The 15418-nt window shown below is 36.6% G+C and carries 13 protein-coding genes; 3 read left to right on the top strand and 10 right to left on the bottom strand.

The window, feature by feature from the left end; genetic code table 11:
* Nucleotides 1-155 precede the first annotated feature (155 nt).
* From typA to IGQ45_15675, 9 genes are all read right to left on the bottom strand, one after another.
* A complete protein-coding gene (gene typA / locus IGQ45_15715) occupies nucleotides 156-1949 on the bottom strand; it encodes a translational GTPase TypA (GenBank protein MBF2058615.1) in 1794 nt (597 codons plus the stop codon).
* 221 nt (nucleotides 1950-2170) lie between these two features.
* Complete coding sequence (locus IGQ45_15710) at nucleotides 2171-2383, bottom strand: AbrB family transcriptional regulator (protein MBF2058614.1); 213 nt, start codon at nucleotides 2381-2383, stop codon at nucleotides 2171-2173.
* A 277-nt stretch (nucleotides 2384-2660) separates the two neighbouring features.
* Nucleotides 2661-3374 (bottom strand): RNA methyltransferase, encoded by a 714-nt coding sequence (locus IGQ45_15705; protein ID MBF2058613.1) that lies wholly within the window; start codon nucleotides 3372-3374, stop codon nucleotides 2661-2663.
* 220 nt (nucleotides 3375-3594) lie between these two features.
* Nucleotides 3595-4302 (bottom strand): WecB/TagA/CpsF family glycosyltransferase, encoded by a 708-nt coding sequence (locus tag IGQ45_15700; protein ID MBF2058612.1) that lies wholly within the window; start codon nucleotides 4300-4302, stop codon nucleotides 3595-3597.
* 253 nt (nucleotides 4303-4555) lie between these two features.
* Entirely contained in the window at nucleotides 4556-4879 is a 324-nt protein-coding gene (locus tag IGQ45_15695) for a DUF760 domain-containing protein (GenBank protein MBF2058611.1), read from the bottom strand.
* A 59-nt stretch (nucleotides 4880-4938) separates the two neighbouring features.
* Complete coding sequence (scpB, locus tag IGQ45_15690; GenBank protein MBF2058610.1) at nucleotides 4939-5427, bottom strand: SMC-Scp complex subunit ScpB; 489 nt, start codon at nucleotides 5425-5427, stop codon at nucleotides 4939-4941.
* 119 nt (nucleotides 5428-5546) lie between these two features.
* Nucleotides 5547-6566, bottom strand: coding sequence for a 23S rRNA (adenine(2503)-C(2))-methyltransferase RlmN (gene rlmN, locus IGQ45_15685; protein MBF2058609.1), 1020 nt, complete (start codon nucleotides 6564-6566; stop codon nucleotides 5547-5549).
* A gap of 150 nt (nucleotides 6567-6716) precedes the next feature.
* Nucleotides 6717-7769, bottom strand: a complete 1053-nt coding sequence (locus IGQ45_15680; protein MBF2058608.1) for a DUF3326 domain-containing protein — start codon at nucleotides 7767-7769, stop codon at nucleotides 6717-6719.
* Complete coding sequence (locus tag IGQ45_15675; protein MBF2058607.1) at nucleotides 7770-7940, bottom strand: hypothetical protein; 171 nt, start codon at nucleotides 7938-7940, stop codon at nucleotides 7770-7772.
* A 208-nt stretch (nucleotides 7941-8148) separates the two neighbouring features.
* Between IGQ45_15675 and IGQ45_15670 the strand changes: the two genes are divergently transcribed.
* On the top strand, nucleotides 8149-8853 hold the full coding sequence (locus IGQ45_15670) for a response regulator transcription factor (GenBank protein ID MBF2058606.1): 705 nt from the start codon (nucleotides 8149-8151) through the stop codon (nucleotides 8851-8853).
* Between the two features lie 36 nt (nucleotides 8854-8889).
* Here the strand turns inward: IGQ45_15670 and raiA are convergent, their stop codons facing one another.
* Entirely contained in the window at nucleotides 8890-9471 is a 582-nt protein-coding gene (raiA, locus tag IGQ45_15665) for a ribosome-associated translation inhibitor RaiA (GenBank protein ID MBF2058605.1), read from the bottom strand.
* Nucleotides 9472-10053: 582 nt separating this feature from the next.
* On the opposite strand from raiA, the gene IGQ45_15660 reads away from it, so the two are divergent.
* Together IGQ45_15660 and IGQ45_15655 are read left to right on the top strand one after the other, a co-directional pair.
* Nucleotides 10054-13998: an Eco57I restriction-modification methylase domain-containing protein gene (locus IGQ45_15660; protein MBF2058604.1), complete on the top strand. Its 3945-nt coding sequence runs from the start codon at nucleotides 10054-10056 to the stop codon at nucleotides 13996-13998.
* Nucleotides 13999-14615: 617 nt separating this feature from the next.
* Nucleotides 14616-15368, top strand: coding sequence for an isoprenyl transferase (locus IGQ45_15655; GenBank protein MBF2058603.1), 753 nt, complete (start codon nucleotides 14616-14618; stop codon nucleotides 15366-15368).
* Nucleotides 15369-15418 lie beyond the last annotated feature (50 nt).

Raw genomic sequence — 15418 nt, 5'->3', positions numbered from 1 at the left:
ATTACCAATAGGGTGTTTTCTTTGTGTACTATAATTTATTACCAGATGAAGTGCGGAAGGTGGGTAATAAGTAATTATTCGATAAAGGTTTTAGGTTTTAATATCCAAAAAAAAACAAGGGGTTTCAACCCCTTGCTAAATAAACTACTGATAATCTATTTTTTGACTAACTTTTTAGTGTGTACCTTCCGTAAACGGATTGATTCTGGGGTAACTTCCACCAACTCATCAGGTCCAATATACTCTAAAGCCCTTTCTAAACTCATTTCGATGGGCGCTTGTAACTGCACCAACTCATCACCGGTTGCTGAACGATGGTTAGTTAACTGCTTAGTCTTACAAACGTTGATTTCCACATCCTGAGAGCGGTTGCTTTCACCGATAATCATACCCTTATAAACCTTAGTGCTAGGATGAATGAAGAAAATACCTCTATCTTCAGCATTTTTCATAGCGTAGAAAGTAGAAACTCCTTCCTCAAAGGAAATTAAAACACCGTTATAACGGGTTTCTAAATCTCCCACTAAGGGGCGATATTCATGGAAGCTATGGTTCATAATACCTTCACCCTTCGTCATACGGATGAAATCACCACGAAAGCCGATTAAGCCGCGCGCTGGAACAATAAACTCCAGTTGAGTGCGCCCATTAGCGCCCGTCTGCATATCCTGCATTTCTGCTTTACGTTGTCCTAAACGCTCAATACAAGAACCTTGAGCAGCTTCAGGCACATCTAACACCAAATACTCAAAAGGCTCATAGGGTTGACCATTTACTTCACGATAAATAACTTGAGGCTGAGATACTTGGAACTCAAAACCCTCACGGCGCATATTTTCGATCAGAATACCTAAATGTAACTCACCCCGTCCCGACACAACAAACTGCTCCGCAGATTCACCATCCTCAACCCGTAAAGCCACATTAGTTTCCAATTCACGGTCTAAACGGTCTCGAATTTGCCGAGAAGTAACAAATTTACCTTCTTGTCCAGCAAAAGGAGAATTATTAACCGAGAAAGTCATTCTTAAAGTAGGCTCATCCACCTTAATTAAAGGTAATGCTTGAGGCTCATTAGGGCAAGTAATTGTTTCTCCGATATTGGCATCACTAAAACCAGCTACGGCGACGATATAACCAGCACTCGCCTCTTCTAACTCAACTCGCTGTAAACCTTCAAAACCCATTAATTTACTAATGCGAGATTTGATCATTGAGCCATCTTCTCTCATTAGTGCAGCCTGTTGTCCTGCCAAAATTTTACCATTATGGATTTTGCCAATGACAATACGCCCTAAATATTCAGAATAATCAAGGGTTGTCACCTGTAACTGTAAAGGCTTGTTAACATCTCCAGCCGGGGGTGGAACATGATGTAAAATCGCCTCAAATAAAGGTTGCATATCCACCCCTTCATCATCTAAACTTTCTTTGGCAAAACCAGCTAAACCAGAAGCATAAAGGGTGGTAAAATCACACTGATCATCATCAGCGCCCAACTCCACAAATAAATCAAAAACTTTATCAACCGCTTTATCAGGTTCGGAACGAGGGCGATCAATTTTATTAACTACCACAATGGGGCGTAAACCTTTTTCTAAGGCTTTTTTCAAGACAAAGCGAGTTTGAGGCATGGGCCCTTCGTTAGCATCAACGATTAAAACACAACCGTCCACCATTCCCAAAACTCGTTCAACTTCTCCACCGAAGTCGGCGTGACCCGGCGTATCAACAATATTGATGAGGGTATCTTTATAATATACGGCGGTATTTTTCGATAAAATAGTGATTCCTCTTTCTCTTTCGATGTCGTTGGAATCCATGACGCAAGTAGGCACTTCCTCACCTTCTCGGAAGATACCTGATTGTTTTAATAAAGCATCTACTAGGGTTGTTTTGCCGTGGTCAACGTGGGCAATGATCGCAAGATTGCGAATAGGGAGAGACATATATACTCTTTAACTTATTGTAATGATTATTTATAGTTGCCCTTATTTTAACTGATTATTGTAATATTTTGTTGATCGTCTCTTTTCATTTTGCTGAAATAGAGTTTGCGGAAAAAGTATTTTGCTGAGGGGAGGTGTCGCGGTGTCGCGGTGAAATACCTATAAATTAAAGAGTTAAGCCAATAACTATTCAATCTAACCACAAGTGTCCACAAGAATTTTCAAATCTTTTCATCACGGTTTCTAATATTACTAATATCTGCTCCTTTTAAAACACCTCGAAAAGATTCAATAGAAATTTTTTGAGGAATCAATGAAATTGAATTACCTTTTGTTACTAAGGAGAATCTTTGTCCTGCTTTCAACTGTAAATTATATCTTCGCAATTTCCCCACCGTGTAATGAATTACACGGCTAATGGCGCGATCGTTCAATAAATTGAACTAAGATTATTTTTAATTGATTTGTAAGTGATCGCGCAGCGGCAGCCTTCGGCTGATCAAGCGGACTCGACATAACAGATTTTTCACTATAAAAATTTTTCTAAAATAGGGTTTGCTGAATAATTCAGAAATGTTGATTGATAAGGATTAACACATGGTAATATTATTAAAAAATATGCAGAATCACGCTTTCTTAATAAAAACGCAAAAATACAAGATTACATATACTACACGGGGATAGTACAACTTCATAATTATCCATTGTCCATTATCCATTATCCTCATTGCTTAAATGCCATTCAATCTGCCTTAAAATTCCTCTTAGCATGGCTACTTCTTGGGTTTGTAGCTGATTGCGGTTAAAAATACGGCGAAATTTGCTCATTTGTACGGGCGCTGTGTGAGGATAAAGATAGTTTACTCTTAATAAGAGAGATTCTAAATGTTGATAGTAGCCTTCTAAGTCTTTTAATGTGGCTAAATCTAAGTCATTATCAGTAATTGTGTTATCTGAGGCAGATTTAGATAATTCGTACAGACAAATACCCACTGCTTGGGCTAAATTGAGGGAAGGATATTCGGGGTTGGAGGGAATGCACACAAATCTCTGGGCATGGCTTAATTCTTGATTACTCAAACCTCTGTCTTCTGGTCCAAAAACCAGCGCCCCTCGCCCCGACAGTAACCATGGTAAACAATCTTGAGGTTTTTCGAGGTGTGTGGGAATGCCCCTAGGGCGCGCCGTGGTGGCAATGGCTTTTTGACAATCTTTTAGGGCTTCGGGTAAAGTAGGCACTATTTCAGCGTTATCTAATATCTCCACTCCATGCACTGCCATTATTCTGGCATCTTCGGAGTTGTGATGACAACGGGGATTAACGATGGTGAGATGATAACATCCCATATTCTTCATTACCCTTGCAATAGAGCCGATATTTCTCTCTCCGGCTGGTTCAACTAAGATTATTTTAATTTGATCCATTTTTCTGGTGATTACTTAATTATTGACTGATATTACGCAAAAATAGAATTAATTGTTGGTGTCGCGGTGTTAGGTTAAAAAATTGACAAGAAACTTATGTTTATTGATCTTTTTCCTGTACAAGAATCTATTGAGGTAAGGATTTTAAGCCTGAAACCTGCTACCTGCTACCTGAAACCTCCCTTAACTTAATATTTGAATCAGTGGGTAACGTCAGTTATTAAAATAATGCTTTGAATAAAAATTGAGGCAATACCATCATTCTTTTCCAGCGCCAAGGCTCTTGATAGAGACGATATAACCATTCTAGGTTATTGTCGCAGAAAAATTTAGGCGCTCTTTCTTTAACACCTCCCCAAATGTCGAAGCTACCCCCTACTCCTATGAATACAGCGGAGGGCGCTAGATAGCGATGATTAGCAATCCATATTTCCTGTCGTGGCACTCCTAAACCTACTAAAATTAGTTTGGGTTGCACTTGTTCGATTTTTTCGTACCAAGCCTCTAATTCAGCGCCCTTCAAATAGCCATGATTATGAATAATGTTAATATTGGGTATCTGGTTTTTAAACATTTTAACCGCTTCTTCCGTAACTCCGGGCGCCGCACCATAGAAACAAATGGGGTGACGGGCGCTATCCGCCCCCAATTTTTTAACCAAAGATTCCGCTAACTCAATCCCGGCGATGCGCTTTTGCTTGATACCTCGGCGCAGCAGATACAAAATAATTCCTGAACCATCGGGAACAATAACATCCGCTTTTTCGACAATATGTTTTAGATCGGGATTTTGCTGCGCCATCATTACCATCTCTGAATTAATCGTCACTACATGAGCACCTTTTTGATGCTCAATACGCTCTAGTAAACAATCTTGGTAGTTATCGCTCAGGTGAATGGGTAAATCTAAAACAGGGTATGTTTTCATTAAAATGTTTCCGACGGCACAAATTAGTTATCTAGTTCAATTATAAAATTGTAATTGCCATTTTCATATTTTGATTTTTTTTATTGCTGACGAAGATGCCTTCTGCATAGTGAAGCGACTCAAATAGTTTCTAAAATCTATATGACAATACTAGAAGGAGAAAATACGAGAATAATTTTTCATTTGATGGCGAGATTATCAATGACGAAAATAATGTGGGTGGTAGGTAAGTAATACCCACCCCATAGATTAGTTATAAATTGTCAGTATCAGAGAGGCTTTCTTCTAGGGTTTTTCTTTTTTCCATTTGACAGAGAAAATAACCAGTCATCATGGCGGAGGCTAAGAGGTTTGCCATGTGTTGCTTATCAGTGACAATTTGTACGTTAAATCCTTCTGTGGGTAGCATACCTAACAAGCCTTGCACATTATGGGTAATTATTTCTCTGATTTCGGGAGTTGCTGACTGTGCAACTCTTTCTAAAGTTTCTGGTTGTTGTTTTTGTAAATAATCAATCAAGGTATTATCTAATTCTATATCTGATTGTCTGCCAAAAAAATTTGGGTTAAATGCCATTTATTTTTCCTCTATAGTATCTCTAGTAAATTCCTCTTTTAACTAATGTTAACCTTATTTTAGGTCGGTAGCTGGTCAATTTCAAAATATTGATGAAATTTATCGGTAATTTCTAGCCAAAACGAGCGCCCTTCCTCTTGGCGACGTTTACTGATAAAACCTAATTCTAACAGTTCTTGGACGTGTTGATAAGCCCCAGCGCCCCTCACCGTAATCAAGTCACTTTGTAAAATAGGATTAGCAAGGGCAACGGCGGCTAAAGTTCTTAAAGTAGCGGTGTTTAGATCGGCTGGAATGAGATTTTCCATTAAGTCTTGACAACAGCTACGCAACTGTAAACTGTAACCGGCTGGAGTTTCCACGATTTCCAGCGCCCCTTCTCCTCGATGGGCATAGTCAGACATTAACTGAATCAAAGCTGATTCGATAGCTTCGGTGGATTTTTGGGTTAACTCCCCTATTTCTGCGATGGTGGTAGGTTTTCCCTTGAGATATAGTATGGCTTCGATGTGAGTTACTAAGCTAAAATTATTATAATCTGTTCCCATTCAATACATTAAATTCTGTAGTGTGAGTCACATTATTATAACATTTATGGAATTATGAATTATGAATTATGAGTTATGAATTATGAATTTCCTTTGCCCTTTGCCCTTTGCCCTTTTCATCAATTGTCCATTTTATTACTGCGTAATTGCCCACAGGCGGCATCAGCTTCTAATCCCCTAGAATAGCGCACGCTAACGGCAATATTTGCCTGTTGTAATATATTGGTAAATTCCTTGATTCTGTCGGGGGAAGGGCGCTGATAATCCACTTCAGAAATGGGATTATAAGGAATGAGGTTAACATGGCTTTGAAAACCGCGCAATTTTTGGGCTAATTCTTGGGCATGGTGGGATAAATCATTCACTCCTGATAACAAAACATACTCAAAACTGATGCGTCGCCCAGTTATCTTTACATACTCTCGACAATCTGATAATAATTGATCTATGGTGTAGTGACGGGCGCTGGGTATGAGAGTTTCTCTCAAAGTTTGATTGGGTGCATGGAGACTGACAGCGAAAGTAATTTGTAATTGATGTTGTGCTAACTCAAGAATTTTTTGCGGTAAACCAACGGTAGAAATGGTTAAATTTCTTGCCCCAATCCCCACATCTTGATTAATGGATTTGACGGCAGAAATTACCTCTCGAAGATTTAATAAAGGCTCACCCATACCCATAAATACCACATTAGAAACCCTTTCGCCAAAATCTTCTTGTACCGTCAAAATTTGATCGATGATTTCATGGGCATAAAGATTGCGTGTAAAACCTTCCTTACCTGTAGCACAAAAATCACAAGCCATAATACAGCCTACCTGAGAAGAAACACACACCGTCAAGCGTTTAGCGGTGGGAATACCAACGGTTTCGATGATTAAACCGTCTTGGAGTTTGAGCAGATATTTTTTGGTGCGGTCAGGGGCGCTGTTATGATAATGTATTTGAGAGCGCCCGATGGGGAAATCTTTATACTCTTGGCGCCATTGTTGGGGAAATACTGTAATATCAAGTAAGGATCGAGCGCCCTTCTGATACAGCCACTGATATAATTGTTTGCCACGATAGGCTGGTTGCCCTTGTTGTTGAATCCAATGGGTTAATTCTGGTAATGATTTTCCTAGTAAAACTTCAGTCATAGTTAGGGGATAATTGACAATGGGTAAAAAGGGAAAAGGCCAAGGGGCAAAGGTAATTTTATTTACGTTTTAAATGACTGCGTTTTAATTCCATTAAGTGTCTCGCAAAGGCGCAAAGGCGCAAAGTTTTTTGCAGGTAATTCTCTGAGTTTATAATGTTAAATGGTTTATTTTGCGCTCTCCTGCTAATAAAGCAGTATAATCAACTCCGCTACGGTGCGCCGTCATCACTCCCACCGCTTCTAAATAAGATTTTACCTTAACCACTTTGATACCCAATGGCTCAGGGGGAACTTTAATTACGGTATCATTATCTTCCACCACAATAATCATAGTACCATGATGAGCAAAACTAAGGGTAGCACTACCACCACAGGCATGATGGGGAATAACTAATACGTCTATATCCAGCGCCCTCAACCCCGGTTTATGCTTCTCGGTGATAAATTGAGGCGCACGACTCAAACCAGCTAAAACACAAGGTAGAAAAGTGTAACCTAATTCTTCGGCGGCGGCGCGAGGGGAAACATTAATATCAAGAGGTAAAGGGGATAAAGCTGGGGCATGGGCGCACGGCATTTGAAACTCCCTCACCAATAAATGAGAAATCACCGCTTCAGCGCCCGCCAAACCATCCACACCGCCACCGTGACGATAATCCATTAAGGCTTGACTATCCACATCATCAGGAAATCTCGCCACCACCGCCAGCGCCCTCACCCCTTGCCTAATCAGCTTTTTTCCAGCCCTCAACAGACTATCAGGATTACCGATTGTACCCCAACTAATGCCATATTCTGATACTCTTAACTCAACGTTGAGGGGCGCATCGGTGATAATATAATCGCTCACGTTAACCCCTAAAGTCGCCCTAACCGCTTCCGTCGCTTGGAGATGACGATAACGCAATTCAGGCTCAATACTTTGATCTAAAATTAAACCGATAGGATTTTGATGGCTAGGCTGTAAGCCCCATTCACCTTCTGCAAATTTATCCAGGGCGTAACCTTCCACATAATCGATATTATCAGCGCACCAATACAAACTAGCCCCATTCATTACATTAGGATGAGTAATCAAACGAGTGCAGGTTTGTGCCATCACCCTCGCCACAGGAAGGGCATCTCCGGCATAGCCACCAATATCAGCACCCACCCCCGTTGGCACAATTAACACGCCATAATAGGGTTTTCTGTTGCTCATTTACTTAGTAACTACCGCTTCGACGTGCGCTGTTTCAGCTTCTTGATTGACGGCAGTAATTGCCCAGCGCAATGGTTTTCCTTCTTTTTCTAACTGTTTTTCAATTTCTTTTTTCAGAGTCAAAGGGTTTTCTTGCAGATTGATTTCAGCGCTAATAAAATGAGTCGTCATAATTTTTGTGGTAATACTAGATTTTATACTTATAGCGATTTTAGCAAACAATGATCACATCATTTTTCTCCCAATATCAAAATAAATTACAAATTGTGATAAATTGTAAGAAAAGTTATTTAATGTGGGGATTATTGCTTATAATTGTTGAGATAAGATAAAATTTTTTAACAAGTATCATTTAAACCTGAAAAAGGTTTTATAAGCAATGTCTCGAATATTGGTCATAGACGACGATCCAGCAATCTCAGAATTAGTGGCAATTAACCTAGAAATGGCAGGATATGACATATCCCAAGCCGAAGACGGTATCAAGGGTCAAGCTTTAGCCCTTCAAATACAACCCGATTTGATTATGCTGGATTTAATGCTTCCGAAAGTTGATGGTTTTACCATTTGTCAGCGTCTTAGAAGGGATGAACGTACAGGTAATATTCCTATTCTCATGCTTACCGCCCTAGGACAAACTAAAAACAAAGTAGAGGGCTTTAATGCGGGCGCTGATGACTACTTAACTAAACCGTTTGAAGTGGAAGAGATGTTAGCGCGCGTCAAAGCCTTATTGCGTAGAAGTGAGCGCACTCCATCCAGTGCTAAACATACAGAAATACTCAATTATGGTCCTTTAACCATCGTACCAGAACGATTTGAAGTAATTTGGTTTAATGAGACTGTCAAATTAACTCACTTAGAATTTGAATTGTTACACTGTTTATTACAACGTCATGGTCAAACAGTATCTCCCAGTGATATTCTAAAAGAAGTTTGGGGATACGATCCCAATGATGACATTGAAACCATTAGAGTTCATGTGCGTCATTTACGCACCAAATTAGAACCAGACCCCCGTCGTCCCCGTTATATTAAAACTGTATATGGTGCCGGATATTGCCTAGAATTATCCGATAGCTAAAAGGCTTGTAGGGTGGGCAATGCCCACCATCACTAATTAATGACTATTACTACGAGGCTGAATTACCCCAAAACCACCATGGTTACGAATATAAATTACATTAATTTCGTTGCTGTCTCGGTTACGAAACATATAAAAATCATGATCAACTAACTGTAATCGCTCCTTCGCTTCGTCAATACTCATTGATTCCATAGTAAAATATTTCATACGCACTACTTCTGCTGGTAATTCTGGTTGACGATCACCAATTAAATTACCATCAACAGATTTCTCCTCGATAGCTTCCACCGTTTTTTCCGTGCTATGAACTTTTTGGTCAAGTTTTCTTTCTTTATATTTGCGTAATTGACGAGAGATTTTATCAGAAACTAAATCAATACTGGCATACAAACTTTCGCTGTTTTCTTGAGCGCGAATAATCGTCCCATTGGCATAAACCGTTACTTCTGCTTTATGCTTATTGCTGATGCGCGCATTGCGCTCCACTGATAAATGTACATCTACTTTACCAGCTACATTTTGGTAATGTTTAACTGCTTTTTCTAGTTTTTCCTCTACATAATCATGGATAGATTCTGTTACTTCGATGTTGTTTCCTTGAATTAATAGTTTCATAAATTAAACTCCATTTTACGCTTTTTATGTCTATCTAAATTTTTTAAACAATTTAGACAGTTTAGCTGTTTTTTATTACTCAAAATTGCTCTTTTGATAGCTTTAATCCTTGTTAGATAAACAAAGTTATTGACTTTTAGTCATAACAACCATTCTCTAACTGCCTTACTTATTTAAGTTAATTGAGATATAATTCTGTTGCGCTGTATTATGACTCTTTGAGTTGAATTGATGGTTATTTTTTTACTCCCTTTTCTTTCTTTATACTATCTAAGATAACACTTTTGTGATCTAAAAAACATCTATTCTCAACTTATCTTTAATATTACTATTTTTCTATTAAGATTTGTTACAAACCCAAGGAGTAATGGACAATTGACAATGGATAATTGACAATTATGAAGTTTTATGATGCCTGTGTAGTATATTCAATCTTCTATGTTAATCGCATTTTTATGCAAAAAAGGCGTAATTTTGTGCATTTTTTGATGCTTCTAGTCTGTCTTAACCTTTATAAATCAGTATTCCTGAGTTATCCAGCAGACCTTATGTTAAGATTTTTTTAAGAGTTGCCAATAGAATATGTACATCAAACAAGCCTTAAACTCCGCTTTCAGAAAAATTCCCGTTGCGAGGGAAGATATTGATAAATTCAAAGAAAATTTACAAAATTTACTCACCATTACCCACAGTAAAATTAACGAATCGGAAGAATATCACAAAAATAACCTGCGAGATTTTCTCAACCATACTTATTATCATCCCCATCATTACCTCAACACTCAAAATAGAAATGATTTAGTTATTCATACCACTAACAAAGATAGTCAAATTGGTGTCATTATCGAAACCAAAAAGCCTAATAATAAAAGCGAGATGATTAGTCTTGACAAGTTTAATGTTAAATCATTACAACAACTAATATTTTATTATTTACAAGCGCGCCTCACCGATAATAACATCAACTTAAAATATTTAATTATTACTGATATTTATAACTGGTTTATCTTTCCTGCTAACCTATTTGAGAAATTATTTTATCACCATAAACCTTTAATCAAAGAATTTAACGACTTTCAGCAAGGCAGACTAACCAGCACAAAACAAGAACTTTTTTATCAAGAAATTGCCAGTAAATACATTACAGAAAAAGAGCAAGAATTAAAAGAAAATTTTACTTATTTTAATCTTCATGACTATGAGCATATCTCGGAAGATCAACAATTAATTTCTCTGTATAAAATTTTATCTCCTCAGCATTTACTAAAACTTCCCTTTGCTAATGATAGCAACAGTTTAAATCAAGATTTTTATAATGAGTTATTACATATTATCGGTTTAATAGAAGTCAAAGAAAAAAGCAAAAAATTAATCCAGCGCCCTTCACCCCTAGCTAGAAATCAAGGCTCATTATTAGAAAATGTCATCTACCATTTAGATACTTATAATAAGCTGAATAATTTAGAAAATCTTGAGGAGTTAGGCAACAATTATCAAGAACAACTATTTAAAATTGCCTTAGAATTAGTTATCACTTGGATTAACCGCATTTTATTTTTAAAACTATTAGAAGCACAATTAATTAACTATAATAATGATGATAAAAACTATAGTTTTCTTAATCAACAAAAAATCAATAACTTTAATGATTTAGACACATTATTTTTTCAAATCTTAGCCAAAAAGCTGGAAGACAGAAACCCAGAAATTAAAGATAAATTTAACTATGTGCCTCATCTCAATAGTGGTTTATTTGAAGTTACCGAATTAGAAAATAAAACTCTTTTCATTGCTAATTTAAACAATGATTATCAATTACCCTTATTTAAGCATACTGTCTTAAAAGATAGTGAAGGAAAAAGGAAAACAGGAGAATTAAACACCCTAACTTATTTATTTGAATTTTTATCGGCTTATAACTTTAGCAGTGAAGGAAAAGAAGAAATCCAAGAAGAAAGAAAAAGTTTAATTAATGCCTCAGTTTTAGGATTAATTTTTGAAAAAATCAATGGTTATCAAGACGGCTCATTTTTTACACCCGGTTTTATTACGATGTATATGTGTCGGGAAACTATCACTAAAGCAGTTATTACTAAATTTAACGAAGTTAAAAAATGGCATTGTCAAAATATTGAACAATTAAAAGAATTAATTGAATATCAAAATCAAGAGGGTAGAAATGAGGCAAATTCTATCATCAATAGTATCACCATTTGTGATCCTGCTGTGGGTTCTGGTCATTTTTTAGTGTCTGCTTTAAATGAAATTATTGCTTTAAAAAGTAGGTTAAATATTTGGCAGGATAGGGAAGGTAAGCGCATTAAAGAATATACTATCGAGGTTGAAAATGATGAGTTAATCATCAAAGATGAGGATGGAGAGTTATATAATTATAAGCCTGATTTTCCGCCAAGTCAGCGTATTCAAGAAAGTTTATTTCATGAGAAGAAAACTATTATTGAAAATTGCTTATTTGGGGTTGATATTAATATTAATTCTGTCAAAATTTGTCGTTTAAGGTTATGGATTGAGTTGCTAAAAAATTCTTATTATCGTCAAAATGATCCCCCTAAATCCCCCTTAAAAAGGGGGACTTTGAATACAAATACTCCCAAAAATGATCCTTCTAAATCCCCATTAAAAAGCGAGACTTTCAATACAAATACTCCTCACAATAATTCCTCTAAATCCCCGTTGGAAAGGGAGACTTTGAATACAACTACTCCCCCCTTATTAAGGGGGGTTGGGGGGGATCGAAATCTTGAAACTCTACCTAATATTGATATTAATATTAAGTGTGGAAATTCTTTAATTAGTCGTTTTGATTTAAAGTCTGATTTAAAGTTAGCGCTAAAAAAACACAAGTTAACTATTCAGGATTATCAACAGGCAATTAAGATTTATCACAACCCAAAAAGTCGTGAAGAAAAACAAGAGGTTATCACTTTAATTAAACAAATAAAGGATAATTTTACCACTGTAATGACGGGAAATGATCCACTACAACAGCAGTTAAGAAAAAAGGAATTTGAGTTATATAATCTTCAAAATCAACAATCTTTATTTGAGGAGTCAGCTAAGGATAAAAAGGCTAGGGAAAAACAGGAGAAGGATTTACAAAAACACATTAATCTTTTAAGTCAAGAAATTGAAGATAAACAAAATAATGTTATTTATCGTCATGGGTTTGAGTGGCGTTTTGAGTTTCCTGAAGTGTTAAATAATAATGGTGATTTTATTGGTTTTGACATGATTATTGGAAATCCTCCCTATATCCGTCAAGAAGAATTTTCACAGCTTAAACCGTTATTGAAAAATAAGTTTTTAATTTATAATGCTATTGCTGATTTACTAACTTATTTTGTTGAGTTAGGCTATCATCTTTTGAAAAGTGATGGAGTTTTTCAGTTTATTATTTCTAATAAGTTTACTCGCGCTAATTATGGTAAACAAATGCGTAATTTTTTGTTAAATAATAGCCGTTTAACTCACTTTGTGGATTTTAGCGGTTTAGCTGTTTTTGATGAGGCTACTGTTGATGCTTGTATTTTAGGTTTTGTGAAAGCAAGTCAAGATGATTCTGCTAGTTTAATTTATGGTAATGTCAATAAAGATGATATTAATATCAATGATTTTCAAGGTTATTTGAGTGGTATTAAACAAGATTTTTTACAAAGTAATTTGACTGAGAATAGTTGGAGTTTTGAGAGTCAGGAAGTATTAAAGATTAAGACAAAAATTGAAGCTCAAGGTATTCCTTTGAAAGATTGGGATATTAATATTAATTATGGCATTAAAACTGGTTTTAATGATGCTTTTATCATCGATGGAGAAAAGAGGGAAGAATTAATTAAACAAGATGCTAAATCAGCAGAAATTATTAAACCGCTTTTACGAGGGAGAGATATTCATAAATATTATCCTAATTTTCAAGATTTATATTTAATTAATTTACATAATGGTTATGAATTTAATAATCAAAGAATTTCAGCGTTAAATGTAGAAGATTATCCAGCGATTAAGCAACATTTAGATAAATTTTTACCTCAGTTAAACAAAAGAACAGATAAAGGTAAAACGCCTTATAATTTAAGAAATTGTGCTTATATTCCTGATTTTGAAAAGCCTAAAATTATTTATAAGGATATTGCTCAAGAATTAACTTTTTGTTTAGATGAATCATTTTTTTATACTAATAATACTAATTACATGATCGTTGGTGACTTTAATTTATCTTATTTATTAGCAAATCTAAACAGTAAATTATTTGATTTTTATTATAGACTTATTTCAACTCAATTAGGAACTTCTGCTGTAAGACTATTTACCCAATTTGTTGAGCAGATACCGATTAAAAAAGTAAGTGAAAAAGAAGAAAAACCTTTTATTAAATTAGTGACGGAAATATTAGCAGAAAAAAAAGTAAATCCTTTAGCTGATACCAGTAAATTAGAGAGAGAAATTGATTTATTGGTGTATCAATTATATGGATTAACAGAAGAAGAAATAAGGATAATTGAAGGTTAAAACCCTCACCCCCAACCCCTCTCCCGCAGGAGAGGGGAGTAAGAGATGGTGGAGGGCGCTGGGTATAAATGACAGTAATGGGATGATAATGCCGTAGGTTGGGTTGAATGAAATAAAACCCAACACCATTAAATTAATTCCCTTTGATGAAAATGATATTTTAACTCATTAAAAAGCGTTATTTTTGTTGGGTTTCGTGCCTCAACCCAACCTACAAAATTAGAAGGGAATAAGAGGTTTTGGATGTGGTGGAGGGCGCTGGGTTTTTTGTTATCAAAAAATAGTGGGTCTAAAACCCTGCCGTTTACGGCATTATTGTGTTAGGCTAAATATAGCAGTAACCAGTAATGTGGGCTGACTAAAAAAGAAACAAGTGCGGTAGGAACTACCGTAATTAAACAGCCCAGTAATGGCGTTCTGTCGGGGGTGAGGCTACAAAGCCAAGCCTAGATAAGAGTCTATATGGGAATCCTCGCACCTTTAGGTCGGGGAGGTTCAAGTTAGGTTGGTGTCATTACCCACTGTGTCATTAATTCTACATTCTAAATTCCACATTCTGAATTATTGATTGCTCAAATCAAGGTATATTAGAAAGGATAGTTATTGTAATAAAGAATGTGGCGCAAAGTTTGATTAATTTCCCCCCTGATTTAGATTTAGCGAAGATGCCTCGCCATATCGCAGTAATTATGGATGGTAACGGGCGCTGGGCGAAACAACGTAATCTTCCTCGTATTTTTGGGCATCAAAGGGGAGTGGATACTCTCAAGGATTTGTTGCGTTGTTGTGATGATTGGGGGGTTGAGGTGTTAACGGCTTATGCTTTCTCTACGGAAAATTGGGGGCGCCCTCCCCATGAGGTTGATTTTTTGATGACTCTTTTTGAGCGCGTGTTACGCAAGGAGTTGGCAGAAATGATGACGGAAAATGTGCGCATTCGGTTTGTGGGCAATTTAGCTATGTTGCCTTCTTCTTTACAACAAGAAGTTGCTCATGCGATGACTGAAACTGCTAATAATAAAGGGATTCAGTTTAATGTCGCTACTAATTACGGCGCGCGCCAAGAAATACTCCAAGCCTGTCGAGACATTGCCCAAAAGGTTAAGGATGATTTGATTAATATTGATGATATAAATGAGGATTTGTTTGAAAGTTGTCTTTATACGAAGGGAATTATTAGCCCTGATTTATTGATTCGCACCAGTGGGGAGATGCGTTTGAGTAATTTTTTATTGTGGCAGATGGCTTACGGGGAATTGTATGTTACTGAGACTCTTTGGCCCGATTTTAACCGTGATGAGTTGCGGAGGGCGCTGGTTAATTATCAGCAACGGGAGCGCCGTTTTGGTAAGGTAACCATAGATAATTGACAATGGGTTATTTCAATATTGTGTCTTCGTAATTTACCCACCGTGTAATG

This window comes from Cyanobacterium sp. T60_A2020_053, from assembly GCA_015272165.1.
In the GTDB taxonomy this organism is placed as follows: Bacteria; Cyanobacteriota; Cyanobacteriia; order Cyanobacteriales; family Cyanobacteriaceae; genus Cyanobacterium.
Note: the sequence above shows the minus strand (reverse complement) of the source record. Positions and strands in the feature narration are given on the sequence as shown.

Bases quoted from the DNA above. Each gene is read 5' to 3' on its own strand.
- IGQ45_15700 (MBF2058612.1), bottom strand. From the start codon at position 4,302: ATGAAAACATACCCTGTTTTAGATTTACCCATTCACCTGAGCGATAAC.
- IGQ45_15680 (MBF2058608.1), bottom strand. From the start codon at position 7,769: ATGAGCAACAGAAAACCCTATTATGGCGTGTTAATTGTGCCAACGGGG.
- typA (MBF2058615.1), bottom strand. From the start codon at position 1,949: ATGTCTCTCCCTATTCGCAATCTTGCGATCATTGCCCACGTTGACCAC.
- IGQ45_15705 (MBF2058613.1), bottom strand. From the start codon at position 3,374: ATGGATCAAATTAAAATAATCTTAGTTGAACCAGCCGGAGAGAGAAAT.
- IGQ45_15660 (MBF2058604.1), top strand. From the start codon at position 10,054: ATGTACATCAAACAAGCCTTAAACTCCGCTTTCAGAAAAATTCCCGTT.
- IGQ45_15695 (MBF2058611.1), bottom strand. From the start codon at position 4,879: ATGGCATTTAACCCAAATTTTTTTGGCAGACAATCAGATATAGAATTA.
- rlmN (MBF2058609.1), bottom strand. From the start codon at position 6,566: ATGACTGAAGTTTTACTAGGAAAATCATTACCAGAATTAACCCATTGG.
- scpB (MBF2058610.1), bottom strand. From the start codon at position 5,427: ATGGGAACAGATTATAATAATTTTAGCTTAGTAACTCACATCGAAGCC.
- raiA (MBF2058605.1), bottom strand. From the start codon at position 9,471: ATGAAACTATTAATTCAAGGAAACAACATCGAAGTAACAGAATCTATC.
- IGQ45_15670 (MBF2058606.1), top strand. From the start codon at position 8,149: ATGTCTCGAATATTGGTCATAGACGACGATCCAGCAATCTCAGAATTA.
- IGQ45_15675 (MBF2058607.1), bottom strand. From the start codon at position 7,940: ATGACGACTCATTTTATTAGCGCTGAAATCAATCTGCAAGAAAACCCT.